Source organism: Comamonas endophytica (assembly GCF_023634805.2).
In the GTDB taxonomy this organism is placed as follows: Bacteria; Pseudomonadota; Gammaproteobacteria; order Burkholderiales; family Burkholderiaceae_C; genus Comamonas; species Comamonas endophytica.
The window spans coordinates 584,293-611,117 of record NZ_CP106881.1 but is presented as its reverse complement, the minus strand read 5'-3'; the positions used below and the strand labels follow the sequence as shown (position 1 = coordinate 611,117).

28 protein-coding genes and 1 other RNA gene are annotated in these 26,825 nt (G+C 68.5%); 14 read left to right on the top strand and 15 right to left on the bottom strand.

Annotated features, from left to right (window positions below; genetic code table 11):
* The first annotated feature begins 290 nt into the window (after positions 1 to 290).
* Positions 291 to 797 (top strand): hemerythrin domain-containing protein, encoded by a 507-nt coding sequence (locus M9799_RS02635; protein ID WP_231044318.1) that lies wholly within the window; start codon positions 291 to 293, stop codon positions 795 to 797.
* Positions 794 to 1,933 (top strand): glutathione-independent formaldehyde dehydrogenase, encoded by a 1,140-nt coding sequence (locus M9799_RS02630; protein ID WP_231044319.1) that lies wholly within the window; start codon positions 794 to 796, stop codon positions 1,931 to 1,933. The genes M9799_RS02635 and M9799_RS02630 overlap by 4 nt, the downstream gene beginning before the upstream one ends.
* A 134-nt stretch (positions 1,934 to 2,067) precedes the next feature.
* On the opposite strand, the gene M9799_RS02625 is transcribed toward M9799_RS02630, so the two are convergent.
* On the bottom strand, positions 2,068 to 2,826 hold the full coding sequence (locus tag M9799_RS02625) for a type 1 glutamine amidotransferase domain-containing protein (protein WP_231044320.1): 759 nt from the start codon (positions 2,824 to 2,826) through the stop codon (positions 2,068 to 2,070).
* Between the two features lie 437 nt (positions 2,827 to 3,263).
* Positions 3,264 to 3,360: signal recognition particle sRNA small type (gene ffs, locus M9799_RS02620), an RNA gene on the bottom strand.
* A 167-nt stretch (positions 3,361 to 3,527) separates the two neighbouring features.
* Here ffs and dnaX point away from each other — a divergent pair.
* The 4 genes from dnaX to M9799_RS02600 all read left to right on the top strand — a co-directional run bounded on the left by dnaX (position 3,528) and on the right by M9799_RS02600 (position 6,928).
* Entirely contained in the window at positions 3,528 to 5,456 is a 1,929-nt protein-coding gene (dnaX, locus tag M9799_RS02615; protein WP_231044321.1) for a DNA polymerase III subunit gamma/tau, read from the top strand.
* 20 nt (positions 5,457 to 5,476) lie between these two features.
* Positions 5,477 to 5,809, top strand: a complete 333-nt coding sequence (locus tag M9799_RS02610; protein WP_231044322.1) for a YbaB/EbfC family nucleoid-associated protein — start codon at positions 5,477 to 5,479, stop codon at positions 5,807 to 5,809.
* A gap of 85 nt (positions 5,810 to 5,894) precedes the next feature.
* Positions 5,895 to 6,485, top strand: a complete 591-nt coding sequence (recR, locus tag M9799_RS02605) for a recombination mediator RecR (RefSeq protein WP_231044481.1) — start codon at positions 5,895 to 5,897, stop codon at positions 6,483 to 6,485.
* 29 nt (positions 6,486 to 6,514) lie between these two features.
* A complete protein-coding gene (locus tag M9799_RS02600; RefSeq protein WP_231044323.1) occupies positions 6,515 to 6,928 on the top strand; it encodes an MAPEG family protein in 414 nt (137 codons plus the stop codon).
* 10 nt (positions 6,929 to 6,938) lie between these two features.
* Here M9799_RS02600 and M9799_RS02595 read toward each other — a convergent pair whose 3' ends face one another.
* Positions 6,939 to 8,447 carry a transglycosylase SLT domain-containing protein gene (locus M9799_RS02595; RefSeq protein ID WP_231044324.1) on the bottom strand — a complete coding sequence of 503 codons (1,509 nt, stop codon included), beginning with the start codon at positions 8,445 to 8,447 and terminating at the stop codon, positions 6,939 to 6,941.
* Positions 8,447 to 9,220 carry a hydroxyacylglutathione hydrolase gene (gloB, locus tag M9799_RS02590; RefSeq protein WP_231044325.1) on the bottom strand — a complete coding sequence of 258 codons (774 nt, stop codon included), beginning with the start codon at positions 9,218 to 9,220 and terminating at the stop codon, positions 8,447 to 8,449. The genes M9799_RS02595 and gloB overlap by 1 nt, the downstream gene beginning before the upstream one ends.
* A 19-nt stretch (positions 9,221 to 9,239) precedes the next feature.
* On the opposite strand from gloB, the gene M9799_RS02585 reads away from it, so the two are divergent.
* Together M9799_RS02585 and rnhA are read left to right on the top strand one after the other, a co-directional pair.
* Positions 9,240 to 10,043 (top strand): class I SAM-dependent methyltransferase, encoded by an 804-nt coding sequence (locus M9799_RS02585; RefSeq protein WP_231044482.1) that lies wholly within the window; start codon positions 9,240 to 9,242, stop codon positions 10,041 to 10,043.
* 11 nt (positions 10,044 to 10,054) lie between these two features.
* Complete coding sequence (rnhA, locus tag M9799_RS02580) at positions 10,055 to 10,504, top strand: ribonuclease HI (RefSeq protein ID WP_231044326.1); 450 nt, start codon at positions 10,055 to 10,057, stop codon at positions 10,502 to 10,504.
* Positions 10,505 to 10,511: 7 nt separating this feature from the next.
* On the opposite strand, the gene M9799_RS02575 is transcribed toward rnhA, so the two are convergent.
* From M9799_RS02575 to M9799_RS02550, 6 genes are all read right to left on the bottom strand, one after another.
* The gene (locus M9799_RS02575) at positions 10,512 to 10,841 is read right to left on the bottom strand and encodes a thioredoxin family protein (RefSeq protein ID WP_231044327.1); all 330 of its coding nucleotides are present in this window, start codon (positions 10,839 to 10,841) and stop codon (positions 10,512 to 10,514) included.
* Between the two features lie 142 nt (positions 10,842 to 10,983).
* Positions 10,984 to 12,273, bottom strand: coding sequence for a molybdopterin molybdotransferase MoeA (moeA, locus tag M9799_RS02570; protein ID WP_231044328.1), 1,290 nt, complete (start codon positions 12,271 to 12,273; stop codon positions 10,984 to 10,986).
* Entirely contained in the window at positions 12,270 to 12,839 is a 570-nt protein-coding gene (gene mobA / locus M9799_RS02565) for a molybdenum cofactor guanylyltransferase MobA (RefSeq protein WP_231044483.1), read from the bottom strand. Before mobA ends, moeA begins: the two co-directional genes overlap by 4 nt.
* A 58-nt stretch (positions 12,840 to 12,897) precedes the next feature.
* Positions 12,898 to 14,046, bottom strand: a complete 1,149-nt coding sequence (gene moaA / locus M9799_RS02560; protein ID WP_231044329.1) for a GTP 3',8-cyclase MoaA — start codon at positions 14,044 to 14,046, stop codon at positions 12,898 to 12,900.
* A gap of 80 nt (positions 14,047 to 14,126) precedes the next feature.
* The gene (locus M9799_RS02555; protein ID WP_231044330.1) at positions 14,127 to 14,723 is read right to left on the bottom strand and encodes a DUF2889 domain-containing protein; all 597 of its coding nucleotides are present in this window, start codon (positions 14,721 to 14,723) and stop codon (positions 14,127 to 14,129) included.
* Positions 14,724 to 14,816: 93 nt separating this feature from the next.
* Positions 14,817 to 15,560: a Crp/Fnr family transcriptional regulator gene (locus tag M9799_RS02550; RefSeq protein ID WP_231044331.1), complete on the bottom strand. Its 744-nt coding sequence runs from the start codon at positions 15,558 to 15,560 to the stop codon at positions 14,817 to 14,819.
* 203 nt (positions 15,561 to 15,763) lie between these two features.
* On the opposite strand from M9799_RS02550, the gene ppa reads away from it, so the two are divergent.
* The 4 genes from ppa (at position 15,764) to M9799_RS02530 (ending at position 20,829) form a co-directional block, all read left to right on the top strand.
* A complete protein-coding gene (gene ppa / locus M9799_RS02545) occupies positions 15,764 to 16,291 on the top strand; it encodes an inorganic diphosphatase (RefSeq protein WP_231044332.1) in 528 nt (175 codons plus the stop codon).
* A gap of 161 nt (positions 16,292 to 16,452) precedes the next feature.
* Positions 16,453 to 18,261 (top strand): methyl-accepting chemotaxis protein, encoded by a 1,809-nt coding sequence (locus M9799_RS02540; RefSeq protein WP_231044333.1) that lies wholly within the window; start codon positions 16,453 to 16,455, stop codon positions 18,259 to 18,261.
* Between the two features lie 171 nt (positions 18,262 to 18,432).
* Complete coding sequence (locus M9799_RS02535; protein WP_231044334.1) at positions 18,433 to 18,948, top strand: chemotaxis protein CheW; 516 nt, start codon at positions 18,433 to 18,435, stop codon at positions 18,946 to 18,948.
* A gap of 138 nt (positions 18,949 to 19,086) precedes the next feature.
* On the top strand, positions 19,087 to 20,829 hold the full coding sequence (locus tag M9799_RS02530) for a methyl-accepting chemotaxis protein (RefSeq protein WP_231044335.1): 1,743 nt from the start codon (positions 19,087 to 19,089) through the stop codon (positions 20,827 to 20,829).
* A 13-nt stretch (positions 20,830 to 20,842) separates the two neighbouring features.
* Here the strand turns inward: M9799_RS02530 and M9799_RS02525 are convergent, their stop codons facing one another.
* The gene (locus tag M9799_RS02525; protein WP_231044336.1) at positions 20,843 to 22,069 is read right to left on the bottom strand and encodes a GNAT family N-acetyltransferase; all 1,227 of its coding nucleotides are present in this window, start codon (positions 22,067 to 22,069) and stop codon (positions 20,843 to 20,845) included.
* A gap of 71 nt (positions 22,070 to 22,140) precedes the next feature.
* On the opposite strand from M9799_RS02525, the gene M9799_RS02520 reads away from it, so the two are divergent.
* Together M9799_RS02520 and M9799_RS02515 are read left to right on the top strand one after the other, a co-directional pair.
* The gene (locus tag M9799_RS02520) at positions 22,141 to 23,787 is read left to right on the top strand and encodes an NAD+ synthase (RefSeq protein ID WP_231044337.1); all 1,647 of its coding nucleotides are present in this window, start codon (positions 22,141 to 22,143) and stop codon (positions 23,785 to 23,787) included.
* Between the two features lie 46 nt (positions 23,788 to 23,833).
* Entirely contained in the window at positions 23,834 to 24,172 is a 339-nt protein-coding gene (locus tag M9799_RS02515) for a P-II family nitrogen regulator (RefSeq protein ID WP_231044338.1), read from the top strand.
* A gap of 236 nt (positions 24,173 to 24,408) precedes the next feature.
* Here M9799_RS02515 and M9799_RS02510 read toward each other — a convergent pair whose 3' ends face one another.
* Genes M9799_RS02510 through M9799_RS02495 form a run of 4 tightly spaced genes read right to left on the bottom strand, consistent with a single transcriptional unit; the run spans position 24,409 to position 26,813 of the window.
* Positions 24,409 to 25,011 (bottom strand): LOG family protein, encoded by a 603-nt coding sequence (locus M9799_RS02510; RefSeq protein WP_231044339.1) that lies wholly within the window; start codon positions 25,009 to 25,011, stop codon positions 24,409 to 24,411.
* Positions 25,008 to 25,391, bottom strand: a complete 384-nt coding sequence (locus M9799_RS02505) for a diacylglycerol kinase (RefSeq protein ID WP_231044340.1) — start codon at positions 25,389 to 25,391, stop codon at positions 25,008 to 25,010. The genes M9799_RS02510 and M9799_RS02505 overlap by 4 nt, the downstream gene beginning before the upstream one ends.
* A gap of 16 nt (positions 25,392 to 25,407) precedes the next feature.
* The gene (locus M9799_RS02500; protein WP_231044484.1) at positions 25,408 to 25,902 is read right to left on the bottom strand and encodes an RDD family protein; all 495 of its coding nucleotides are present in this window, start codon (positions 25,900 to 25,902) and stop codon (positions 25,408 to 25,410) included.
* A gap of 38 nt (positions 25,903 to 25,940) precedes the next feature.
* Positions 25,941 to 26,813, bottom strand: coding sequence for a DUF3106 domain-containing protein (locus M9799_RS02495; protein WP_231044341.1), 873 nt, complete (start codon positions 26,811 to 26,813; stop codon positions 25,941 to 25,943).
* Positions 26,814 to 26,825 lie beyond the last annotated feature (12 nt).

The window sequence follows — 26,825 nt, the reverse complement described above, 5'->3', positions numbered from 1 at the left end:
CTGAAGGAGAGGGGAAAGCGACGCAGCAGCGACCGATGAGGCCAGGTCGCATGGCCGGCGTTGGGGCGGGCATTGCTGCCAGCTGGGCGGGCCGACTGAGGATCCAGGCGAGCTTTGAAGACGCAGAGGGAGGGCAGCAGTGCTCCAGTTGGATGCCCTTCGAGTGGCCAGGTGCATCCAGCATCGCTAACTCATCTTCACGGGATCCTACGATGCTCCCGGCATCTTCCGACACCCGCTTTCAAACATGCCGCGCAAACTTCGATCCCCTCTCACAAAACGGAGTTCGTATGAGCTCAACCCTTGCTTTTGAAGATGCGGTCTACCTGCTGGATGCGGACCACAAGATGGCGCAGAAGCAGTTCCTCGACTACCAGGGCTTGTGTGACGATGGCGCGCCACCCGGAGCCCGGCAGCAGCTGGCCCTGAAGATCTGCCAGGACCTCAGCGTGCACACGCAGATCGAGGAGGAGATCTTCTACCCGGCTGTGCAGCAGGCGATCCAGGATGATGCGTTGATGGAGGAGGCGCTGAGCGAGCATGCCGAGGCGAAGGAGGCCATTGCCCGGATACGCGCCATGGAGCCCACGGACGCGGGTTACGACGACACCGTCATCCAGCTCGGCATGGCCATCATGGACCATGTGATGCAAGAGCGCGAGCAGATGTTCTTGAAGGCGCGCTACTCCACCGCCGACCTGCGCGGCATGGTCCCCGAGCTCTATGCGCGCAAGAAGGAACTGCAGACCGGCCAGCCGGCGCCCGCGCCGGCTGGAAAGAAGGAGATGGCGTCATGAAGGCCCTTGTCTACAACGGACCCTGCGATGTCCGGGTCCAGAACATGCCCGACGCCCGCATCGAGCGCCACACGGATGCACTGGTGCGCATCACACGCACCAACATCTGCGGCTCGGATCTGCACATGTACGAAGGCCGCACCGACATGAAGCCGGGCCGCATTCTCGGCCATGAGAACGTGGGCGAGGTGATCGAGGTCGGGCGAGCGGTGGATGGCGTCAAGGTCGGCGACATGGTGTCCGTGCCGTTCAACATCGGTTGCGGGTTCTGCGAGAACTGCGAGCGCGGTCTGTGCAATTACTGCCTCACGACGAATCCCGGGCTGGCCGGCGCCGCCTACGGCTTCGCCGACATGGGCCCCTACCATGGTGGCCAGGCCGAACTGCTGCGCGTGCCCTACGCCGACTACAACTGCCTCATCCTGCCGCGCGATGCCTCCGAGAAGCAGAACGACTACGTGATGCTCTCCGACATCTTCCCCACCGGCTTCCACGCCACCGAGATGGCGCAGCTGTGTGCCGGCGAGTCGGTGGTGATCTACGGCGCCGGGCCGGTGGGGCTGATGGCCGCCCTGTCGGCCACCGTCAAGGGCGCGAGCCTGGTGATGGTGGTCGACACCCACAAGGACAGGCTGGCGCTGGCCGAACAGATCGGCGCGGTTGCGATCGATGACAGCGAAGGCGGCGGCATAGAGCGGGTCATGGAGCTGACCGGCGGGCGCGGTGCGGACTGCGGCTGCGAATGCGTGGGCTACCAGTGCTGCAACATGCGGCATGAAGAAGTGCCGAACCTCACCATGAACAACCTCGTGCACGCGGTCAAGTTCACTGGCCGCATCGGCTGTGTGGGCGTGTTCGTGCCCCAGGACCCGAACGCCAAGGAAAAGCTCCAGCGCCGCGGACAGATGGCCTTCGACTTCGGCATGTTCTGGTTCAAGGGCCAGAAGCTGGGCACGGGCCAGTGCCCGGTGAAGGCATACAACCGCTACCTCAGCCGCCTCATCGAGCAGGAGAAGGTCAAGCCCTCGTGGATCGTGTCGCACGAGCTGCCGCTGGAGCAGGCGCCCGAGGCGTACAGGAACTTCGATGAACGCAAGGAGGGCTGGACCAAGATCACGCTGAAACCGAACGGTTGAAAGACCTGCCGATCTCTGGCGCGAGCACAAGCCGAGGTCACTTCCGGTGCCCTCGGCTATTGACAGAAATCGGGGGGGCCACTGTGCCGCGTCGGCTCGATCTGCAGCCCCTCCTGGCGCCAGCAGGCCCGGGTCTACTCGGCGTGGCGGCGGTCCGGTCCACCGCGCGGCCCGTGGTTCCTGTTGCGCGCGGCATAGAACACGGCGAATGCGCCGATCAGCACGAGGGTACGCAGCGAAGGCCGCGGCAGCCATTTCATCGCTTGCAGCACTGGCTGCGGAGGTGTCTCGCGCTGCGGTGACGAGCCGCAAGCGCCGCCCGTGCCTTCGGCTGCCACTGTGTGCGCCTGCCCGGCAAAGAAGGGCACGAGCTCCCGCACGAACGGCACCATGTCCTGCGGGCCGCGGCTGGTGAGCCAGTTGCCATCGCGCACGACCGGCTGGTCCAGCCAGATCGCGCCAGCGTTGACCAGGTCATCGCGCACTCCCGGCCAGGATGTCATCTGCCGGCCGGCTGTCAGTCCGGCCGAAGCCAATACCCAAGGCCCGTGGCACAGCGTTGCAATGGGTTTCGCCGAGGCGTCGAAGTTGCGCACGAACTCGCGCGCCGCCGCCGACTGGCGCAACAGGTCTGGATTGATGAAGCCGCCCGGAATCAACAGCGCGTCGTAGTCCTGCGGCGACACATCCGACAGCGTGTGATCCACTTTCACCCGGCTCGCCGGCTCGTGCAGGTTGACGCCACGGATGTGCCCTGCACGCAGGGAGATGACGTCGACCTCCGCGCGCGATAGGCGCAGGGCCGTGACCGGCACGGTCAGCTCGACCTTCTCGAATCCGTCCGCGGCGAGCACCGCGATGCGTTTTCCCTTCAACTGATGCATGACTTCCATGGTGACCTCCATTCAGACCTCGCGCGCGCGACCTGCGCGTTCCCGAGCGATCGGCAGAGCGCATCGCACTTCCATGCATGCGACCGGAGAGTGGGAAGGATCGCGGTGCTTGAGTGACAGCCAGGGTCCTGCGCATTCCCGCATGTCGATCCAGTCTAAGTCCGTGTGCAGGCAGCGCTGTAGGCGGCGAACTTGTCGTCTTATCGGAAGCTGAAAAGCTGCTGGCAGTCCGCGGATACAGTGGCAGATGGGCGCAGGATGAAGGAGTCCACGTGAAGCCAGGAGCTTGCGCGGCAAGCTTGGCGCTGGACGAAGGCGATCGCCGCATGGAGCGGGGGCGGACAATCGAGCAGGAGGAGTGGCGCCGAGCAGGCGGGAGGGCGCCGCCTGCATTGCCTTGCGCCGAGGACCTGCGAACGCAGACATCCAGAAAAGAAGTTGACGAGCCTTACCCCCGGCACTGGCTCCACAGTTAGGGCTGCTTGGTTCCCCACCTGACCCGGTTGGCTGCTTCACCATGCGGGGAGGCCCGTCATCGGCGATTGTAGCGCAGCCTGGAGGGAGCTGGCGGGAAATTGACCCCAGGCAGGCCCGTGCACCCTCCCTTGGTCAACCAACGCGCCGCCCCATTGCCCTGCCTGCCCGGGTAAAAATACCGTGCCCCGGTGCCGCCCGTGGTCGGCCCCCGTAGAATCGCTGCCATGTCCTACCTCGTGCTTGCCCGCAAATACCGTCCCCGCAATTTCTCCGAAATGGTGGGGCAGGAGCATGTCGTGCAGGCGCTTTCGAACGCCCTGACGCAGCAGCGCCTGCACCATGCCTACCTGTTCACCGGCACCCGCGGCGTGGGCAAGACGACGGTGTCGCGCATCCTGGCCAAGTCGCTCAACTGCCAGGGGCCCGACGGCCAGGGCGGCATCACCGCCACGCCCTGCGGCGTCTGCGCCGCCTGCACCGAGATCGACAGTGGGCGTTTTCCCGACTATACCGAGCTGGATGCGGCGTCCAACCGCGGTGTGGACGAGGTCCAGGGACTGCTCGAGCAGGCGGTCTACAAGCCGGTGCAGGGTCGCTTCAAGGTCTTCATGATCGACGAAGTGCACATGCTGACGAACACGGCGTTCAACGCCATGCTCAAGACGCTCGAGGAGCCGCCCGAATACCTGAAGTTCGTGCTGGCTACGACCGATCCGCAGAAGGTGCCGATGACGGTGCTCTCGCGCTGCCTGCAGTTCAACCTGCGGCCGATGGCGCCCGAAACCGTGCTCGAGCATCTGGGCCGGGTCCTGGAGGCGGAGAACATTCCCGCCGAGCCGCAGGCGCTGCGCCTGCTGGCGCGCGCCGCGCGCGGCTCGATGCGCGATGCGTTGTCGCTGACCGACCAGGCCATTGCCTTCGGCAGCGGCCAGCTGCTGGAAGCGGGCGTGCGCCAGATGCTCGGCAGCGTCGACCGCTCGCATGTGTTCCGCCTGATTGCCGCGCTGGCGCAGGGCGATGGCCGCAGCGTCGTCGAGACGTCCGATGCGCTGCGCGTGAATGGACTGTCCGCTGCCTCCACGCTCGAGGAAATGGCCGCCGTGCTGCAGCGCATGGCGGTGCTGCAGGCCGTGCCGCAGATGGCGCAGGACGCCAGCGACCCCGAGGCCGAGATGATCGCCCGTCTGGCGCAGGCCATGCCGGCCGATGAAACGCAGCTGCTCTACAGCATCTGCCTGCATGGCCGCACCGAGCTGGGCCTGGCGCCCGATGAATACGCGGCGCTGACCATGGCGCTGCTGCGGCTGCTGGCCTTCAAGGCACCGGCTGAAAAAAAAACTCCGGCAATAGCTGAGACTGCCCCAGCGCCAGCCCCAGTTGCGGCACCTGTGGCAGCGCCCGCGGCAAGGCCTGAGCCGCCAGCTCCGGCTCCCGTGCCCGTTCCCGCTGCGCGCCCCGCACCGGTCGCAGCGCCTGCGCCCGCTGCCGCGCCCGTGGCGCCGCCGCGCGCCGAGCCGCCCGTGCGCCAGCCGCTGGCCGAAGCCGTGGTGTCTGCCGAGGATGGCGAGGGCGAGCCCTTTGGCATCGACAACGTGGAATTCGCGCCGATGGAGGTGCCGCCCTGGGAGCCGCTGCCGCAGGAGTCGCCTCGGATGGCGCAGCGCCGGCCCGCCGCGCCCGAGCCTCAGACTGAACCCGAATCCCCACCCGAACCGATGGCCCGCGCCGCCTGGACTCCCTCCGAGCCTTCGGGCGAGCCGGTGCAGACCACGCCCGAGGGCGACCGCTGGTTTGCCGCCGTGCAGCAGCTGATCGCCAGCGAGGCCATCACCGCGCTGGTGCGCGAGCTGGCGCTGCAGTCGCAGCTCGTGGGCTGCGAGGGCGATCACTGGACGCTGTGCGTGCAGCGCCAGTCGCTGAACCAGGCCACGGCGCGCGAGCGTTTGCGCGCGGCGCTGGCTGAAGCCGGCCTGGCGCAGCAGCTGAGCGTCGAGATCGGCCCGGTCACCGACACGCCCGCGCGGCGCAATGCGGCCGCGGCGCAGGAGCGCCAGCGCGTGGCCGAGGACATCGTGATGAATGACCCCCTGGTGCAGACGCTGATGCGCGAGCATGGCGCACGCATCGTGCCGGGTAGTATCAAACCTGCTTAAACTTATCAAAAGGAAGAAACATGTTCAACAAAGGACAACTCGCCGGCCTCATGAAGCAGGCCCAGGCCATGCAGGACAACCTCAAGAAGGCCCAGGACGAACTGGGCAATGTCGAGGTCGAGGGCGAATCCGGCGCCGGCCTGGTCAAGGTGCTGATGACCTGCAAGCACGACGTCAAGCGCGTGACCATCGACCCCAGCCTGCTGGCGGAAGACAAGGACATGCTGGAGGACCTGGTGGCTGCCGCCTTCAATGCCGCGGTGCGCAAGGCCGAAGAGACTTCCCAGGAAAAGATGGGCAAGCTGACGGCCGGCATGCCGGGCCTGCCTGGCGGCATGAAATTCCCGTTCTGAGGGAACGGCCGAAGGCCGGCTTTGCCAGACACACGACCTGCCTTCGCGCAGGTCTTTTTTTCCGCGCAAGAAGGAAACGATGACCATTCCCGATGTACATCCACTGGATGATCTGATCCAGGCCCTGCGCCGCCTGCCGGGCGTGGGCGTGAAGTCGGCGCAGCGCATGGCCTATCAGCTGCTGCAGCGCGACCGCGAGGGCGCGGGCCAGCTGGCGCGCGCGCTCGATGCGGCGCTGGAGACGGTGCAGCATTGCGCGCAGTGCCATACCTTCACCGTGGGCCGGCTGTGCGCCATCTGCCAGGACGAAAGCCGCGACAGCGCGCGCCTGTGCGTGGTGGAAACCCCGGCCGATCTCGCGGCGATGGAGCGCACCGGCGCCTACCAGGGCCGCTACTATGTGCTGATGGGGCGGCTGTCGCCGCTCGACGGCATCGGGCCGCGCGACCTGGGCCTGCCCGAGTTGCTCGCGCGCACGGGCGAGGGCGGCGTGCAGGAGGTGATCCTGGCCACCAGCTTCACCGCCGAGGGCGAGGCCACGGCGCATGCGATCAGCGAGGCGCTCAAGAGCCGCGGCGTGCATGTGACGCGGCTGGCGCGCGGCGTGCCGGTGGGCAGCGAGCTGGAGTATGTGGATCTGGGCACCATTGCCCATGCACTTTCGGACCGGCGCTGAATCCCGTTGCAACACAAGGAGCGAATCCCATGGACCAGTCTTTCACCCTGGCCTACTGGTGCGTGTTGATTGCCGCGCTGCTGCCCATGGTCTGCGCCTATATTGCCAAGGGCGGCGGCGGCATCGGCCGCACCAGGGAGCAAGGCGGTTTCGACAACAACGATCCGCGCGGCTGGCTGCTAAGGCAGACCGGCCTGCCGGCGCGCGCCAATGCCGCGCAGGCCAACAGCTTCGAGGGCCTGCCGTTCTTCATCGGTGCGGTGATCATTGCCCATCAGCTAGGGGCGGCGCAGCACTGGCTGGACCTGCTGGCGCTGGCCTATGTGCTGCTGCGCGCGCTCTACATCGCGCTGTACGTGGCCGATCGCGCCACGCTGCGCAGCCTGACATGGGCTGCGGGCATGGCGGTGAATGTGGCGATTCTTTTTCTCGGCTATCGCTGAGCGCCCGCGCTCAGCGCTTCTTCACCTTCGAGGGCGTGCCGCCCTTCTTGGAAGTGGCGGCCGGTGCCTTGTTCGAGCGCGCCGCCACCGCCACCTTGCCGGCGCGCGTGCGCGAGGGCGTGACCGAAGTGCCGCGCAGCGGCACGAACAGCACGATCGACTGCCCGGCCTTGATCGCCGAGTTCACGTTCATGTCGTTCCAGTCGGCCAGGTTGGCGACGCTCACGCGGTGGCGGCGCGCCAGGCTGGCCAGCGTGTCGCGCTTTTGCGCCTTCACGGTGGTGCGGCGCGTCACGATCTCGGGCGCCAGCGACATGTAGCCGTTGTCCGCCACCTGGCTTGAGACATCGGTCAGCGTGCTGGCGGTGCGCGGCACCATCAGCGCCGAGCCGGCCTTGATCAGCATGCGCGGCGGAATGCTGTTGAGCGTGCGCAATGCTTCCTCGCTCATGCCCACGCGCTGCGCGGCATCGGCCGCAGTCAGCGTCGAGGGCGCGGTCCAGACGGTCCAGCTCGAATACTGGCCCTTGTCGTAGGCGGCGAGGTTGCGCTGGAACACCTTGGCGTTGTCCCAGGGCAGCAGGATCTGCGGCGTGCCGGCGGCAAAGATCACCGGGCGGCTGAGCGAGGGATTGAGCGCGCGGAAATCGGCCACCGACACGTCGGCCAGCTTGGCCGCGAGCTCGACGTCGATGTCGCGCGTGATGTCCACGGTCTGGAAGTAGGGGTGGTTCTCGATCAGCGGCAGCTCGGCGCTGAACACATCCGGCCGGTTGACGATGTTCTTCACCGCCTGCAGCTTGGGCACGTAGAGGCGCGTCTCGGCGGGCATGTTGAGCTCGGAGTAGCTGATGCCCAGGCCGGCCTTGCGGTTGCGCGCGATGGCGCGGCCGACGCTGCCTTCGCCCCAGTTGTACGCCGCCAGCGCCAGGTGCCAGTCGCCGAACATGCCGTAGAGCTTTTGCAGGTAGTCGAGCGCGGCGCGCGTCGAGGCCAGCACGTCGCGGCGGTCGTCGCGGAAGATGTTCTGCTTGAGGTCGAAGTAGGTGCCGGTGGCGGGCATGAACTGCCACATGCCGGCGGCCTTGGCGCTCGAGACGGCCTGCGGGTTGAACGCGCTCTCGATGTAGGGCAGCAGCGCCAGCTCGGTGGGCATGCCGCGGCGCTCGAGCTCCTCGACGATGTGGAACAGGTACTTGCTCGAGCGCTCGGTCATGCGCAGGATGTAGTCGGGCCGGCTCGAATACCACTGCTCGCGGTCGTGGACCAGTTCGTGCTCGAGGTCGGGCATGGCGAAGCCGCGCCGGATGCGGTCCCAGAGATCGGCTGGCGCCGACAGCGAGGCCACGCCCGGCGTCGTCAGCTCGGTGGTCTGCAGCGGGCTCAGCGAGCCATTCGGGTATTGCGGCGTATGGCTGAGCGAGGCCCCGGCATCGGAGGCGGAGCCGTCAGGGGTCACGGTGGCGCAGCCGGCCAGCCAGAGCACGCTGCTCAGCAGTGCGGGATAGAGAAGCTTCATCAGAAAACGTTTTTCCAGGCGCGCAATGCCGCAAGCACCTCATGGGCTTGCTGCGGGTGGATACGCGGGTCATGGCGCTGGGCACTGGCGGCCACGGCGCCATGGCGCGTACGAAGAAAGGGGTTGATGCTGCGCTCCAGCCCGAGGCTGGAAGGCAGGGTGGGCTCGCCCCGAGCCCGCAGGCCCCGGCAATGCTCCAGGTGGTGGAGCAGGGCGGCGTTGTTTGGTTCCACCGCCAGCGCGAAGCGAAGGTTAGAAAGTGTGTATTCGTGCGCGCAGCAGACCAGCGTGGCGTCCGGCAGGGCAGCCAGCGCGTCGAGCGATTGCTGCATCTGCTGCGGCGTGCCTTCGAAGAGGCGACCGCAGCCACCGGAGAACAGCGTGTCGCCGCAAAACAGCAGCGGCTGCTCCATGGCGCTGGCGCTGTAGAAGGCGATGTGGCCCGCGGTGTGCCCGGGCACGTCGATCACCTGCCAGGGGCCGCCCAGCGCATCGACCTGGTCGCCGCCGCGCACGCGCGCCACGGGTTCGGGCAGCTTTTCACGCGCCGGGCCCCAGACCGGCGCACCGGTCGCGGCGCGCAGCGCATCGACGCCGCCGACGTGATCGGCGTGGTGGTGCGTGATTAGAATGGCTTGCAGCTGCAGCGCGTGGCGCTCCAATGCCGCAAGCACCGGGCCGGCTTCGCCCGGGTCGATGACCAGGGCCTGGCGGCCGTCGTGCAGCATCCAAACATAGTTGTCAGAGAAAGCGGGCAGCGGCAACAGGTTCATGAGCGACAAAATTATAGGGATGCACCACTGGCTTGATTCCCCCACCGGGCGCTACCTGCTCGACTGGGAACAGCAGCGCTGCGACGAGGCCGTGGCGGATGTGTTTGGCTACCACAGCCTGCAGCTGGGGCTGCCTATGCTACAGGGCTTGCGCGCCAATCGCATGCCGCACCGCTGGCTGGCGCTGCAATCCACTGCCGCTGCTGCGGCATGGACTGGCAGCATACCCGTGGACGGCGGGCCGCGCGAGCCGGTGCACGCCGTGCTCGAAGCTTCCGCGCTGCCCTTTGCCGAAGCCAGCCTGGACCTGCTGGTATTGCCGCACACGCTGGAAACGACGCCCGATCCGCATGGCGCGCTGCGCGAGGTGGCGCGCGTGCTGGTGCCCGAGGGGCGGGTGGTGATCTGCGGTATCAACCCTGCCAGCTGGTGGGGAATGCAGTCGGCGCTCGCGCCGCGCGGCGCGCACCTGCCGGACGTGCGCAGCGCCATCGGCTACTGGCGGCTGCGCGACTGGCTGCGGCTGCTGGCGCTCGACGTGCAGGCGGTGGAGTTCGGCTGCCACCGGCCCGCGGTGCAGTCCGCGTGCTGGCATCAGCGCTGGGGCTGGATGGATCCGCTGGGCGAGCGTGCGTGGCCCATACTCGGGGGCGTGTACTGCGTGGTGGCCACCAAGCGCGTGGCCGGCATGCGGCTGCTCGAGCCGGCATGGCGCGTGCGCCCGCAGCCCGTGGCGGCCGGCGCCGCGGCGCCGGTGGCACAGCGCAGCGGTGGTAGCAATGGCTGCCACAGCCATGGCTGCCACAGCAATAGAAAAATCTAGAGGGAAGAAGTTTGAATCAAGTTGTGATCTACACCGATGGCGCCTGCAAGGGCAACCCCGGACCCGGGGGCTGGGGCGTGCTGCTGCGCGCCGGGGCCATGGAAAAGGAATTGTTTGGCGGGGAACTGGGCACGACCAACAACCGCATGGAACTGCAGGCGGTGATCGAGGCGCTGGCCGCGCTCAAGAGGCCCTGCGACGTGACACTGTTCATCGACAGCCAGTATGTGCTCAAGGGCATCACCGAGTGGATCCATGGCTGGAAGGCCAAGGGCTGGCGCACGGCGTCCAGGGAGCCGGTGAAGAACGCCGAGCTGTGGCAGAGGCTCGACGCGCTGGTCGGCAGCGGCGGCCACCGCATCGACTGGCGCTGGGTGCGCGGGCATGCGGGCGACCCGGGCAACGAGCGGGCGGACATGCTGGCCAACCGAGGCGTGGAAAAGGCGCTGGGGCGCCGTTGAACGCGCCTCAGCCCTGGGATAGTTTGGCCATTTCGGCTGCCAGGGCGGCACTGGAAGTCGGCCGAACGCTGCGTCCCACTTCCTGCCCATTGCGCAGGAAGATCAGCGTCGGCCAGAGCTTGACGCGGTAGTTGCGGCCCAGCGGGCGGCCCGGGCCGTCTTCCACCTTCAGATGCTGCACGTCCTCGCGCCCGGCCAGCGCCTCGCGGATCAGCGGCTGCGCGCCCTGGCAGTAGCCGCACCAGGCGGTGCCGAACTCCAGCACCGCATTGCCGCGCAGGGCCTCGACATCCTGTATCGCGGGGTTCTGGGCAAGTTGCTGGCTCTGGTAGGTCATGGGCGGGGCTCCTTCGTAGTGACTGGGGGTGCAGGGGCCGCGCGCGGCGTCCTGCCTGCTGGCACGTTACAGCAACCGGCCGGGGCGTCCAGTGGGACGATGCCGCTTCCTCACCGGATCCGGCAACGATGCAATGGACGGCTCAGAATGCGCCGTCGAACATCAGCACGCGGACCAAATCGCCCGCCTGCACCGTGCCCTGCCCATGGGGCAGCACGATCAGCCCGTTGGCCTGGAGCATCGAGCTGAGCACGCCTGAGCCCTGGCTGCCGGTGGTGCGCACCTGCAGCCGGCCGTCGGCGCCCAGGCTGACGATGCCGCGCTGGTATTCGGTGCGGCCCGGGCGCTTGCGCAGGGTCTCGCTGCTCACCGCCTGCAGCAGCGGCTGGGGCCGCGCGCGGCAACCCATCATCTGCAGCAGCGCCGGGCGCACCAGCGCCACGAAGGCCACCATGGCCGCGACCGGATTGCCCGGCAGGCCGAACAGCAGCGTGGGGGAAGGCTTGCCATGCAGGCGCCCCACGGCCAGCGGCCTGCCGGGGCGCATGGCCACGCGCCAGAACGCCACTTCGCCCAGGCGCTGCAACAGCGGGCGCAGATGGTCGGCGTCGCCGGTGCTCACGCCGCCGCTGGTGATCACGGCATCGGCCTCCAGTGCGGCACGCACAAGCGCCGCCTCGAGCAGCGCCGGATCGTCGCCCACCGGCTCGCCTTCGATGACCTCGACACCCAGCCGGCGCAGCAGCGCGCAGACGGTGAAACGGTTGCTGTCGTAGACCGCGCCGGGGCGCGGCGCGGCGCCCGGGCTCAGGATCTCGTCGCCGGTGGAGAAATACGCCACGCGCAGCCGGCGGAACACGCGCACCTCGGCCAGCCCCAGGCTGGCCAGCAGGCCCAGCGCCGCGGGGGTGAGCCGTTCGCCGCAAGCCAGCGCCAGGCTGCCCTGCTGCAGGTCCTCGCCGCGGCGGCGGCGGTTGGCGCCGGGCTGCAGCAGATCGGGAGCGATCCACAGCTGTCCGCCTTCTTCCAGCGCTGCCAGTTCCTGCGGCACGACGGTGTCCGCGCCCGCGGGCATGACGGCGCCGGTCATGATGCGCAGGCATTCGCCGGGCTGCAGCGCGCGCGGCCAGGTGGCTCCCGCATGCACGCTGCCGGCGATGCGCAGCCGCAGTCCCTGGCCCGGCTGCAGCGCGCTGCCGGCAAAGGCATAGCCGTCCATGGCGGAGTTGTCATGCGCCGGCACGTGGATGGGCGAGACCAGATCCTGGGCCAGCACCCGGTCCAGCGCGGCGCCCAGCGCCAGCACTTCGCTGTGCTCGGGCGCGGGCGCCAGGGCCTCGAGAAAGCGCCGGACGCTGTCCACATCCATGGCCTCGGGGTCATAGCCTTCGAGGCGGGCGGCAATTTCCTGCAGGGTGGGCGGCATTGTCATCGGGCGTGTTCCAGGGCGTGCAGTTCCTGCAGGGTATTGGCATTGGCAAACGCACGCGTGTCGTCCGCGGGCCGATCGAATGCCACGCTGATGCAGCGGTGCATGCGCGCCCAATGGTCGATCTTGCGTCCGCCTTCGGCCAGATAGCGCTGCAGGCTCGGCGCCAGCGCGGCCTGCAGCAGGCAAAACACCGGCTGATCGCGCCAGCGCACCTCGCCCCGGGCATCGGTTTCGGCGCCCGCGGCAAACACGATCTCGGCAGCTTCGGCCGCCGCCGCGCGCGCCAGGCGCTCGGCCAGGTTATGCGGAAACAGCGGCGTGTCGCAGGGCACCGTGAGCAGCCAGGGCGTGCCGCAGTGTTCAAGGCCGCACAGGAAGCCGGCCAGCGGGCCGGGATATTCCACCAGACTGTCTGGCCAAACGGATACGCCAAACGCCGCATACTGCGCCAGATTGCGATTGGCATTGAGCATGCAGCCGCCGACCTGCGGCGCCAGCCGCTGCAGGGCATGCAGCGCCAGCGGGACGCCGCGAAAAGGCTGCAGGCCCTTGTCGGCGCCGCCCATGCGCGTGCCGCGGCCGCCGGCCAGCACCAGGCCGGTGATGTCTTCGCGCGCCAGGGTTTCAGCCACCGATATAGCTCATCTCGATGCGCCGGCCGGAGGCGGCGCCGGGCGGGGCCATGTCCGCGGGCAGGCTGCTGCGCAGCTGCGAGTACTGGTCGCTGCGCTGCTGCCATATCGGCGCGATGGCGGCGGCCAGCTCGGCGTCGCTCGCGCCCGTGCGCAGCAGGCCGCGCAGGTCCCAGCCCTGCGAGGCAAACAGGCACAGGTACAGCTTGCCTTCGGTCGACAGCCGCGCGCGGTTGCAGTCGCCGCAGAACGCTTCGGTGACGCTGCTGATGAAGCCGACCTCGCCCAGCGCCGGGTCATGCGTGCCCTCACCATCGGCGTAGCCCCAGCGCGAGGCGGTCTCGCCGCGGCTGCCGGGCGCGAGCGGCACCAGCGAGAACTCGGATTCCAGGCGCTCGCGCACCTGCGCCGAAGGCAGCACCTGGTCCATGCGCCAGCCGTTGGTGGCACCCACATCCATGTATTCGATGAAGCGCAGCGCCACGCCGGTGCCGCGGAAAAAGCGCGCCATCGGCAGGATCTGGTCGTCGTTGGTGCCGCGCTGCACCACCATGTTGACCTTGATGCGATCGAAGCCCACGGCCTGCGCAGCCTCGATGCCATCGAGCACCTCGGCCACGCCGAAGTCGACGTCGTTCATGCGGCGGAACACGCTGTCGTCCAGCGCGTCCAGGCTCACCGTGAGCCGGTTCAAGCCCGCATCCTTGAGCGCGCGTGCCTTGCGCGCCAGCAGCGAGGCATTGGTGGTCAGCGTCAGATCGGCCGGCAGCCCCTCGGCGGTACGCAGCGCCGCCAGTTGCGCCACCAGTGCCTCCAGGTTCTTGCGCAGCAGCGGCTCGCCGCCGGTGAGGCGGATCTTGCGCACGCCATGCGCCAGGAACAGCCGCGCCAGCCGCGTGATCTCCTCGAAGCTCAGCAGTGCGCTGTGCGGCAGGTATTTGTAGTCCTTGTCGAAGACTTCCTTGGGCATGCAGTACTGGCAGCGGAAGTTGCAGCGGTCGGTGACGCTGATGCGCAGGTCGCGCAGCGGCCGGCCCAGCTGGTCCAGCAGCCGGCCGGTAGGGGCGGCAGCCAACGCCGGCACCGCCGCCGAAAGGGCCGCCGTGCGCTGATCTACCAGGGGAATCACTCGTACAGCCATGGGTGCATTTTGCCGCAAGCACCGGCTGGGCATGCGTAGGACGCAAGCATGCCCGGGCAGGCTCCGGGGCTGTCGCCGCGTCAGGAAGCCGGCTTCGCCACCGCGTCGCCCGCATCCTCGGGCCGGGCCGCGCGCGCATGGGCTTGCCAGCGGACGAACTGCGGATAGTAGGCGGCGATGCCCGGGCCGTTGAAGTCCCAGCCCAGGCACTGGCCCAGATGGCGCGGCGGCTGCGAGGGATCCTCGCTGGCAAAGACATTCGGCACCGACTGGAACGCGGCCGTCGCCATGTTGAACAGCAGCTCGCGCAGGTGGGTGCAGCTGGCGACGCCGCCCAGGTGCTCCTGGATCGCCTTGCGCCAGCCGCGGCCCATCTGGCAGCCGACCATCTTCTGCAGCGCGGCCGCGGCCTCGGGGCAGTGGCCCAGGGGGTGCGAGTCCATCGCCACCTCGATGGCTTTCACCTGCAGCGAGGTGTCGACGGTGGCGCGGATCCACATGTGGTGGATGGCCTTGCCCGCGGGCACGCGCCGGTTGCCTTGCAGGGTCAGGTCCACGGCCTTGCGGTCATGGAGCTCGCCTTCGATGTCCCAGAGGCCATCGGGGCGGGAGAAGCTGCGGTAGCGCACGTCGCGCAGGTGCTGGGGAGAACGGCCGGGAATTTCTGTCAAGGGCATCGTGGATTCTTCGGGAGCAGGGCGCCGCGGTGCGGCTGCCGCCAGCCTCGACCCTAGCGAACAATGGCCCGGCAGGCAAGCACCCGGGCGCCTTCAGTGCGGCTCGGCGAGGGCGATGCCGCGCAGGCCGGGCAGATCCAGGATTTCGAGCCGCCCGCGGTGCAGGCGCAGCAGGCCGCGCTGCTGCAGCTCCTGCAGCATCTGGTTGGTGGTCTGGCGCGACAGCGCCAGCATGTGCGCCAGCTGCTCCTGCGACAGGTGCAGCACGCGGCGCGACTGCGTGCTGTCCAGCCGCTGGCCGTGGTCCAGCGCCAGCGACACCAGCCAGCGCGCGAGCCGCTGGGGCGCGGCCAGCGTGGCCTGGTCTTCCAGCATGGCCAGGGCCTGGCGCAGCCTGAGCGTCACCAGCAGCGCCAGCGGCCGCCAGTGCTCGGGGTGCTGCTGCAGCCAGTCCAGCAGCGGCGCCTGCGGCACCTGCAGCACGCTGCTGCCCTGGACCGCAATCACGTCATGTGCACGCGGGGACTGGTCGAACAGCGATGGCTCGCCAAACCATGACGGCGCCTCCAGCAGCATCAGCAGCGTGCCGCGCGCGCGGGCGCCCGTGCCGGCGCCGGACATGCGCAGCGTGCCGCGCAGCACCGCATGCAACCCGTCCGGCGGATCGCCGCGCCGGAACACGGCCTCGCCAGGCGCGAGGCACCGCACGCGCGCCAGCTGCGCGAGCTGCTGCGCCAGCGGCCTGGGCAGTCCGTGGAACCAGCGGCCCGAACGCAGGATGGGAAGATGCTCGGGCAGCAGCGGCGAGAAGGAGGGCGGTGGCACGGGTGTGGGCATCGCTGCAGGCGGGGCGGTAAAAGGGCACGGCACTATTGACGCATGCCGGCGCGTTTTCGCCGCTGCAGGGAAACCCTGATGGCGCAAATGCAGCGGGTGCCCGCCGCATGTGCGGGCCTATTTGCCGGCAGGCTTCGAGGCTGCGCCTAGAATCACGGCCAAGCCGCTTCGCGCGCTTCGTTCCATTCAACTCCCTACCCATCATGTCCCTCGACAAAGTCTCCCCCGGCAAGAACGCTCCCGACACCTTCAACGTGGTCGTTGAAATCTCGATGAACGCCGATCCCGTGAAATACGAAGTGGACAAGGAGTCGGGCGCGATCTTCGTCGACCGCTTCATGACCACCGCCATGCACTACCCCACCAACTACGGCTACGTGCCGCAGACGCTGTCGGGCGACGGCGACCCGGTGGACGTGCTGGTGATGACCCCCTTCCCGCTGCCCCCGGGCGTGGTCGTCCCCTGCCGCGCGCTGGGCATCCTGATGATGGAAGACGAAGCCGGCATCGACGGCAAGGTGCTGGCCGTGCCCACCGCCAAGATCCTGCCGCAGTACGCCAAGATCGAATCGATCGAGGACCTGCCCGAGATCACGCTGGCGCAGATCTCGCACTTCTTCGAGCACTACAAGGACCTGGAAAAGGGCAAGTGGGTCAAGGTCCAGGGCTGGCAGGGCGTGGACGCGGCCAAGAAGGAAGTGGCCGACGGCATCGCCAACTACCAGGGCTGATGGCGCGTTGCACGCGCCTTGCGCCGGGGGCCGGGCCAGGTCCCCGGCGTTGAGTTCACAGCGTGTTGCCAGCAATGGCAGCACGCTGTTTTGATTGGGGCACCCCGGGCGCAGTGCGCGGGGGTGGAGGGATGGCAGCATTCAACAAAAGAGAGATGCACATGAAATTGGCTGATATGCGCCTGGGCGTCAAACTGGGCCTGGGATTTTTTCTGCTGGTGCTGCTGACGGTCGCCGTGGGTGGCCTGGCGCTGTGGCAGATGAAGAACATCGATGCCACGACGCGCTTCCTGGGCGGTCACGCGCTGCAGAGCGTGGCCGACACTGGCGATATCCGCGTGCAATGGAACCGCCTGCGGCGCATGGACGCCGGGGTGGCAGCTGCCAAGAGCCTGGAGGAAGTCTCGGGCATCGCATCGCGTACGACCGCGGTCATCGAGCTGGTGCAGGCGGCGGAGCGTTCCTATGAATCGGCGGAGCATGACGAGGAGGAACGCGCGCTGATGTCGCAGTACCGCACGGAGCGCGACAACTACATGAACAGCCACCAGGCCCTGCTGCAGGCCGCCAGGAACAAGGATTACAGCCTGGGCGAACAGGATTCCCTGCTGGGCGATGACGTCAGCAATCTCTACAGCGGCGCTTCGGAAGCAGCGTTCACGGCCCTGACCGAGACCATCGGCCGGCTCAACCGGCTGAGCCGCGAGCGCGCCAAGAGCGCCCAGCAGGCGGCAGCCGAAGTCTATGACACGGCGCTGATCTGGCTCGCGGCCGGCGTGGCGCTGAGCGCGCTGATCGCAGCCTTCTTTGGTGCGCTGGTGACGCGCGCGGTGGTGCGGCCGGTGCGCCAGGCGGTCGATGCCGCCAACCACATCGCGCAGGGCGACCTGTCGCAGTCGATCGAATCGGGCAGCCGCGATGAAATGGGCGAGCTGCTCGAAGCCCTGCAGCGCATGCAGGGCAGCCTGGCGCAGACCGTCAACAGCGTGCGCAGCAACGCCGAAGGCGTGGCCACGGCCAGCGCGCAGATCGCCTCGGGCAACAGCGACCTGTCGGGCCGCACCGAGGAGCAGGCCAGCGCGCTCGAGCAGACCGCCGCCTCGATGGAACAGCTGGGCTCCACCGTGCGCCAGAACGCCGACAACGCGCGCCAGGCGAACCAGCTGGCGCTCAATGCCTCCACGGTGGCGGTGCAGGGCGGCGACGTCGTGGCCCAGGTGGTCGGCACCATGAAGGGCATCAACGACAGCAGCCGCAAGATCGCCGACATCATCGGCGTGATCGACGGCATTGCCTTCCAGACCAACATCCTGGCGCTGAACGCGGCCGTCGAGGCGGCGCGCGCCGGCGAGCAGGGCCGCGGCTTCGCGGTCGTGGCCAGCGAGGTGCGCAGTCTGGCGCAGCGCAGCGCCGAGGCGGCCAAGGAGATCAAGGCGCTGATCACGGCCAGCGTCGAGCGCGTCGAGCAGGGCACGCAGCAGGCGGACCGCGCGGGCGAGACCATGACCGAGGTGGTGAGTGCGATCCGCCGCGTCACCGACATCATGGGCGAGATCAGCGCCGCCAGCAGCGAGCAGAGCACGGGCGTGGCGCAGGTGGGCGAGGCTATCACGCAGATGGACCAGGCGACGCAGCAGAATGCGGCGCTGGTCGAGCAGAGCGCGGCGGCGGCAGACAGCCTCAAGCGCCAGGCGCAGGAGCTGGTCGATGCAGTGGCGGTGTTCCAGTTGGCCCAGGGCGCGCAGGCGCGCGCGCTTGCGTCCATGGACACTGCGGCCACCGCGGCGCAGCGCCTGGGCGCGCGTGCCAGTGGCCTGCCCGCGGCGCCACGGACCCCGGCGCGCGCCCCGCGGGTCGCTGCGGCGCCTCTGGCTGCACCGGCCCCCGCGGCGCAGCCGCCTGCTCCGGCGCCTGCTGCCCCGGCACCCGCGCTACGCAAGGCCGCGGAAGACGAGTGGGAAAGCTTCTGAAGCCCGTGCCGCGCAAAGTTCTTTGCGCGGCCGCGCCCGGTTTTAGTGACAATATGTAATTCGGTTGGGCTGGCGCCCGCGGCGCTTTCCACCGAGCCCTTTTCTCCACGCCATCACGCAGGTGATGCAGATACTGCCGCATCGCGGCGAACCCCATTCCAGGGAGCTCCCATGCTTTCGAATTTTTCCTCTTCCGGCGCGCAGCGCTCGCGCAGCCAGGCCACGGCCCAGGTGGCACGCGCCGAATTCCTGACCTTCCAGCTGGGCCAGGAGGAGTACGGCATCGACATCCTGCGCGTGCAGGAAATCCGCTCCTATGAAACCCCCACGCGCATTGCCCATGCGCCCGATTTCATCAAGGGCGTGGTCGATCTGCGTGGCGTCATCGTGCCCATCGTCGACCTGCGCATGAAGCTCGGCTGCCCGACCGTGGAGTACACGCCCTTCACCGTCGTCATCATCCTCAATGTCGCCGATACCGTGCTCGGCGTAGTGGTCGACTCGGTGGCCGACGTGGTCAATCTGGCGCTGGATGCGATCCGCCCCACGCCGCAGTTCCAGTCGCAGGTCGATGCGGCCTTCATCAAGGGCATTGCCAATGTGGACGAGCGCATGCTGATCGTCATGGACATCGAGGCGCTGCTGAGCTCGGCCGACATGGGGTTGCTCAAGGCCGCCGTCGCCTGAAAACGCTGTGCCGGCAGGTCCGGTTTGCGTTGCTTTTGCGCCTGGCACCTGCACACAGCGCCACGCGCTTGATACATTTTATTACATTGTCCCTGGACTGCTTTGCAATACCGGGGCGCTTCCACAGAGACAGGAACCATGCGCTACGCTCATCTGAAGATCGGCACCCGCCTCACGCTGGCTTTTTCGTTGCTTTTGTTGATCACTGCGGTCCTTGCCGGCCTGGGCGCATGGCGCCTGGAGGTGCTCAAGGATGCCAACCAGGCCATTGCCACGGTGGAAATGCAGCGCAGCCTGCTGTCGCAGCGCTGGGCATCGTCCATCGATATCAATTGGGTGCGCACCTCGTCGCTGATGCAAAGCCGCGATCCGCTGTATCAGGCGGCTTTGCGCAAGGACATGGCGGCTTCGACGGAGTTCGTCAACAAGACCCTGAAGCAGCTCAATGAGATGACGCAGGACAGCGAGGCCCAGGCGCTGATGGCCGAGGTCGCCAAGCAACGCAAGACCTATTCGGATCTGCGCACGCAGCTGCAGCAACGCCAGGCGCAGGGCGAAGACATCACGCAGGCGTTGGATGAACAGCTGCGCCCCCTGGCGCAAAGCTATCTCAGGGCCGTGACCAACGTGTCCGATGACGCCGCCAGGACGCTGGCCGAGGTGCAGGCCGCCGCGGCCGATTCGGCCACGGCAAGCCAGATCGCGCTGGCCGTGGGCGCCGGACTGGCCCTGCTGCTGGGCCTGCTGCTGGCGACGCTGACCACGCGCTCGATCACGCGCCCGATCCACCGCGCGGCCGAGGTCGCCGACGCCATCCGCAAGGGTGACCTGACCTCCGAGATCCACGCACAGGGCGACGACGAAACCGCGCAGATGCTGCGCGGCCTCGCCGGCATGCAGGACAACCTGCGCAGCATCGTGGCGCACGTGCGCGGCGGCTCCGAGGCCGTGGCCACGGCCAGCGCGCAGATCGCCTCGGGCAACAGCGACCTGTCGGGCCGCACCGAGGAGCAGGCCAGCGCGCTCGAGCAGACCGCCGCCTCGATGGAACAGCTGGGCTCCACCGTGCGCCAGAACGCCGACAACGCGCGCCAGGCGAACCAGCTGGCGCTCAATGCCTCCACGGTGGCGGTGCAGGGCGGCGACGTCGTGGCCCAGGTGGTCGGCACCATGAAGGGCATCAACGACAGCAGCCGCAAGATCGCCGACATCATCGGCGTGATCGACGGCATTGCCTTCCAGACCAACATCCTGGCGCTGAACGCGGCCGTCGAGGCGGCGCGCGCCGGCGAGCAGGGCCGCGGCTTCGCGGTCGTGGCCAGCGAGGTGCGCAGTCTGGCGCAGCGCAGCGCCGAGGCGGCCAAGGAGATCAAGGCGCTGATCACGGCCAGCGTCGAGCGCGTCGAGCAGGGCACGCAGCAGGCGGACCGCGCGGGCGAGACCATGACCGAGGTGGTGAGTGCGATCCGCCGCGTCACCGACATCATGGGCGAGATCAGCGCCGCCAGCAGCGAGCAGAGCACGGGCGTGGCGCAGGTGGGCGAGGCTATCACGCAGATGGACCAGGCGACGCAGCAGAATGCGGCGCTGGTCGAGCAGAGCGCGGCGGCGGCAGACAGCCTCAAGCGCCAGGCGCAGGAGCTGGTCGATGCGGTGGCGGTGTTCCAGTTGGCCCAGGGCGCGCAGGCGCGCGGGCCCATGCCCGCAGCCGCGCCCGCCGCGCCGGGCGCCGTCGCGCCGGGCGCCACGGTGCCACGCCCGGCCGCGCGGGTCATGCCGGCGCCCAAGCCGGCGCCCAAGCCCGCCGCCCCCGCGCCACGCATTGCGCGCGCGCCGCAGGCCCGCGGCGCCGAAGCCAGCGACGACTGGGAAAGCTTCTGACCCGGGCCGCAGCTCAGGCAGCCGCCGCTGCGCTGCTCTGAAGCGGCGGCGCCAGACGCAGCGGGCTGTGCGCGTGCAGTTCCTCCAGATAGGCCTGCACGCCGCTGCCCTCGCGCTCCAGGAAGCGGTCCACGGCATCGGCAAATGCCGGGTGGGCAATCCAGTGGGCGCTGGCCGTGGGCGTGGGCAGCAGCGCCCGCGCCATCTTGTGCTCGCCCTGCGCGCCGCCCTCGAAACGCGCGATGCCCTGCGCGATGCACCATGCGATGGGCTGGTAGTAGCAGGCCTCGAAATGCAGGCAGTCGACGCGCTCGAGCGCCCCCCAGTAGCGGCCGTAGGCGACACTGCCTTCCACGCGGCCGCCCGCGGCTTCTGCATTGAGCGCGATCAGGCTGGCGGCGATGCGCCGGCCTGCGTGCTCGGCGATGAACAGCAGCCAGTGCTCCGGCATCTGCGCGGCCATGGCGCCGAAGAATTCGCGCGACAGGTAGGGCGCGTTGCCATGCTCCAGATAGGTGCGCTCGTAGCAGCGGTAGAAGAAGTCCCAGTCCTCGGTTCCGATCTCGGCGCCGCGCAGCGCGCGGAACACCACGCCGGCCTCGGCCACCTTGCGCCGCTCCTGGCGGATCTTCTTGCGCTTGGACTGCTGCAGCTGCGCCAGGAAGTGCTCGAAGTCGCGCAGCGGCTGGCGTGTATCGGCGGCACTGTTGGTCCAATGGAACTGCACGCCGCCGCGCTGCATCCAGCCGTCGGCGCGGCAGGCGGCCAGATCGGCGTCCTCCGTGAACAGCGCGTGCAGGGAAGACCAGCCATCCTGCGCCTCGACCCAGCGGCGCACGGTCCGCGCCAGCAGCGCGCGCGTGGCGGCATCGCGCGCCAGCAGCCGCGTGCCCGGCACGGGTGTGAACGGCACCGCGATCACCGCCTTGGGGTAGTAGTCGAGGCCATGCTCGGCATAGGCACGCGCCCAGGCCCAGTCAAAGACGTATTCGCCCGAGGAGTGGTTCTTGGCGTACACCGGGCAGGCGGCAATCAGCGCATCGCCCTCCCAGAGCGTGACGAAGCAGGGCTGCCAGCCGGTTGCAAGCGTCGCGCTGCCGCTCGATTCCAATGCCGCGAAGTACTCATGGCGCATGAAAGGCGTGGGCACGGGCTGCCGCGCCAGCAGCGCGTTCCAGGCCGGCGCGGGGATCTGCTGCACCTCGGTGAACACGCGGGTGATAATTGCAGCTTCATCCATGCCTGCTCCCCTTGTCCCGGGCCCGCGGGCCAGCGCTTTTGCAATGGGCCTTGCCGGCCAGATTTCTATCCATGACGTTCTCCATCTGCACTGCTCAGCGCAATTTTGTTGTGGGCGACCTGCCTGGCAATGCGCAAAAAATCATCGAAGCCGCGCGCGCCGCGCATGCGGCCGGCGCGCGCCTGCTGCTCACGCCCGAGCTGGCGCTGTGCGGTTACCCGCCCGAGGACCTGCTGCTGCGTCCGGCATTTCTCGACGCCTGCGAGCAAACGGTGCATACCGTAGCACGGGAGACGGCCGGGCTCACGGGCCTGGTCATTGTCCTCGGTCATCCGCAGCGCGCGGCGGGCGCCGGGCTGTGCCACAACATGGCCAGCGTGCTGCGCGACGGCGTGATCGAGAGCAGCTACTCCAAGCAGGCGCTGCCGAACTACGCGGTGTTCGACGAGCTGCGCTATTTCCTGCCGGGGCAGGCGCCCTGCGTCATCGACATCGACGGAGTGCGCGTCGGCCTGCTGATCTGCGAGGACGCGTGGGTGCCCGGCCCGTCACGGCAGGCGGCCGAAGCCGGTGCGCAGCTGCTGGCGGTGATCAATGCCTCGCCCTTCCACGGCGAGAAGCAGCAGGTGCGCGAGTCGGTGCTGCGCGAACGCGTGCAGGAAACCGGCCTGCCGGCCATCTATGCCCACATGGTCGGCGGCCAGGACGAGCTGGTGTTCGATGGCCACTCCTTTGCCATGAGCGCGCAGGGCACGGTGGTGGCGCGCGCCGCGGGCTTCGAGGAATGCCTGGCGAGCGTGCAGGTGACTGCCGGGGCCGCAGGCGTTGCGCTGCAAGGCGAGCTCCAGCCGCTGGCCGGCACCCACGAGCAGCTGTGGCGCGCGCTGGTGCTGGGCGTGCGCGACTACGTGGGCAAGAGCGGTTTTCCCGGCGTGCTGCTGGGGCTGTCGGGCGGCATCGACTCGGCGCTGGTGCTGGCCATTGCCGTCGACGCGCTGGGTGCAGGCAAGGTGCGCACGGTGATGATGCCCTCGCCCTACACGGCCGATATCAGCTGGATCGATGCACGCGACATGGCCGCGCGCCTGGGCGTGGCCTACGAGGAGATTTCCATCGCGCCGCAGTTCGAGGCCTTCAAGGCCGCGCTGGCCACCGATTTCGCGGGCCGGGCGGAAGACACGACCGAGGAGAACCTGCAGGCACGCATCCGCGGCACGCTGCTGATGGCGCTGTCGAACAAGTTCGGCTCGCTGGTCGTCACCACGGGCAACAAGAGCGAGATGGCGACGGGCTACTGCACGCTCTACGGCGACATGGCGGGCGGCTTCGCGGTGATCAAGGACCTGGTCAAGACCCAGGTGTTCGCGCTGGCGCGCTGGCGCAATGCGCACGATCCCTTCGGCACCGGCAGCAACCCGATTCCCGAGCGCATCATCACGCGCCCGCCCAGCGCCGAGCTGCGCCCCGATCAGAAAGACCAGGACAGTCTGCCGCCTTATGAAGTGCTCGATGCCATCGTGCAGCGATACATGGAAAATGACGAGTCCGTGCAGGACATCGTGGCCGCGGGTTTTGCCGCCGCCGATGTCGAGCGCGTGACGCGCCTGATCCAGATCAACGAACACAAGCGCCGCCAGGCGCCGATCGGCCCGCGCCTCACGCGCCGCAGCTTCGGCAAGGATTGGCGCTACCCGATCACCAACCGCTTCCGCGCCTGATGCCGCAAGGCCGGGCGCCCATGCATTCCCACATCCAGGAGTTCCCATGAAAATGATCACCGCCGTCATCAAGCCCTTCAAGCTCGAGGAAGTGCGCGAGGCACTGGCCGATTGCGGCGTCACCGGCCTCACGGTCACCGAGGTCAAGGGCTTCGGCCGCCAGAAGGGCCACACCGAGCTCTACCGCGGCGCCGAATATGTCGTGGATTTCCTGCCCAAGGTGAAGATCGAGGTCGTGGTGCAGACGGAGGACGTCGAGCGCTGCGTCGATGCGATCGTCAACGTGGCGCGCACCGGGAAGATCGGCGACGGCAAGATCTTTGTCACGCCGGTGGAGCGGGTAGTGCGGATTCGGACGGGGGACCTGGACGCTTCGGCGATTTGAATCCTGGACTTGAGGTTTGCAGGATCGGTGGGTTGTAGCCTTATGAACCTGCACCATGCCAGGCATGCGTCACGGTATCCCGAGCGCAGGACGTCCATCGTTCGACGGGGCCGCCGAGGCAGGCTCAGGACGAACGGTTCACCTCCCCTGAATTCAACTCCCCAAATACCGTTCGCCCTGAGCTTGTCGAAGGGCGCTTTGGGGCGTGCTCCGCGTGGTGAGACAGGCCTAAATGCTCAAATCACCGCCCGCAGCGCTCTGGTTTCCCGCGCAGTCCCCGCCGCCTCGACCAGATTCGGCAGCAGCACCTCGGCATCCGTCTGCGTCTCGATCAGTCCCATCTGCCACTCCCCCATCAGCCCGCTCTGCACGCTGGAGGCCAGGAAAGTGAGCAGATTGTCGTAATAGCCCGCGGCGTTGAGCACGCCGATCGGCTTGTCGTGGTAGCCCAGCTGGCGCCAGGTCCAGACCTCGAACAGTTCCTCGAAGGTGCCGATGCCGCCGGGCAGCGCCAGGAAGGCATCGGCGCGCTCGGCCATCATGGCCTTGCGCTCGTGCATGGTCTGCACGATGTACAGTTCGTCGCAGGCCCGGTTGGCATGCTCCTTGTCGACCAATGCCTGGGGAATGACGCCGACCACGCGGCCGCCCGCGCGGCGCGTGGCCTCGGCTACCGTGCCCATCAGGCCGGAGCGGCCGCCGCCATAGACCAGCTGCCCGCCATGTTCGCCGATCCAGGTGCCGACCTGGGTGGCGACTTCGGCGAACCGCGGATCCACGCCGGGACGCGAGCCGCAATAGACGCAGAGGGAGAAAGCGGGTGTCGAAGGTTTCGTCATAGGAATCTTAGGTAAAGGGCGGACAGCCAGGTGCCCGCGCACAGCAGCAGCGCCAGCAGCACCGCCGCGCTGCCCATGTCCTTGGCGCGCTTGGACAGCGCATGCCATTCGGGGCCGATGCGGTCGATGGCGGCTTCGATGGCGCTGTTGAGCAACTCGACGATCAGCACCAGCACCACCGAGCCCACCAGCAGTATGCCCTCACTCCAGCTGCGCGCAAGCCAGGGCGCCAGCGGCAGCAGGCAGATTGCGCACACGGCCTCGGTGCGAAAGGCCTTCTCGCCCCAGGCCGCGCGCAGCCCCTGCAGCGAATAGCCGCCCGCATGCCAGATGCGCTGCAGGCCGCTGCGGCTTTTCTGCGGGTTGCTTTCCAGCTGCATGCGTCTGCAGTCCGGCTCAGGCCAGGCCATCGGCCTTGCGCTGCTTGAGGCGCGCGCGGGCTTCGCCAGGCGCATCGTGCACCAGCCGTGTGCCGGCCAGCGCATCGTGCAGGAACTGGCGCTGTGGGTGCAGGCGGCTGAGCAGCGCCCAGACCGCGATCCAGCCCAGCATCAGCACCGCGGTCTCGCCGGCGGGCAGATGGAAGGGGCCGATCACCGTCAGCGGCGGCAGGAACCAGAGCCAGCTCAGCAGATAGCGCAGCAGCGCCCGCCCCTGGGTCAGCGGCCGGCCGGCCCGGTCGGTGACGCGGATATGCCAGGTCTTCATGGCCAGCGTCTGGCCTTTGGACCAGAGCCAGGTGAAATAGATGCCGAACACGACAAACACGAAGGCTTGCAGCAGATGACGGTTGTCCAGGGCATGGCGCGTCTGGCTCAGCGTGCCGAAAAGATAGCCGGCAATGAACACCACGCCGAACAGCAGCAACCCTTCATAGAGCCAGCAGGCCATGCGCCGGCGCAGGCTGGGGGTGGGCGGCAGGGGCTGCGTCACGGTGCCAGCGGTTCGGAGGCCGCTGGCGCAGCCGGGACCTCGCCACCCAGCGGCGCCAGCGGCGGCAGGGGCAGCGCCGTGGCGGTCGAAAGGTTCACCGGCGCCGTCTCCACGACGTTGGGCATGGGCACCGGCCGGGTCTCGACGACGACCGCAGGCGGCGGCGGGGGCACCGGGGCCGGCGCCGCGATGTGGTGGGTGGGCTGCGGCGCCGGACGCGGAATCTTCGGCAGGTTGGCGACGTTGCCGCCGCCGGCCGTCGCCGCGGGCACGCGCGCCAGCTTCTTGGCCGGCACCGGGCGCAGCGCGGGGGCGGCGCCGACGGGCCGCGCGGCCGCGGCCTTGGCCGCCAGCGCGCGCTTTTCTTCTTCGGTCAGCGCCTGGTAGGCCTCCCACTGCGCCCATTTGTCCTTGGGCGCCATGCGGTTCGTGATGGCGTAATTGAGGCGCGCCTGGCTGCGCTGCTGTGCGCTCAGGCTGGCCCAGGACACCATGCGGTCGCGCAGCTTGAGCTGCTCGGTCGCAGGCAGGGTGTCGAAGCTGTCGGCCAGCACCATCCAGCGGTTCTTTTGCACCTCGCCCATGAAGGACCAGCGCTTCTCCAGCGGTTGCAGCACGCGCTGCTGCGCGGCGCTGAGCTCGCCCCAGTTCGGGCCCGAGGCCAGCAGGCGGCGCTGCGACAGGCCATTGCGCGGCGCATCGGAGCCGGGCGCAGGTGCCTGCGCCACCGCAGGCATCGGCAGCGCGCTGGGGGCCTGGCGCACCAGCGGCACGATCCAGCCGGCCAGCAGCGCCAGCGCCAGCAGTATCGCCGAGGCCAGCGCAACGCCGACGGGGCTGCTCGATTCAGTGCGCTGGACAGGGGGCATGCAACCGCAATA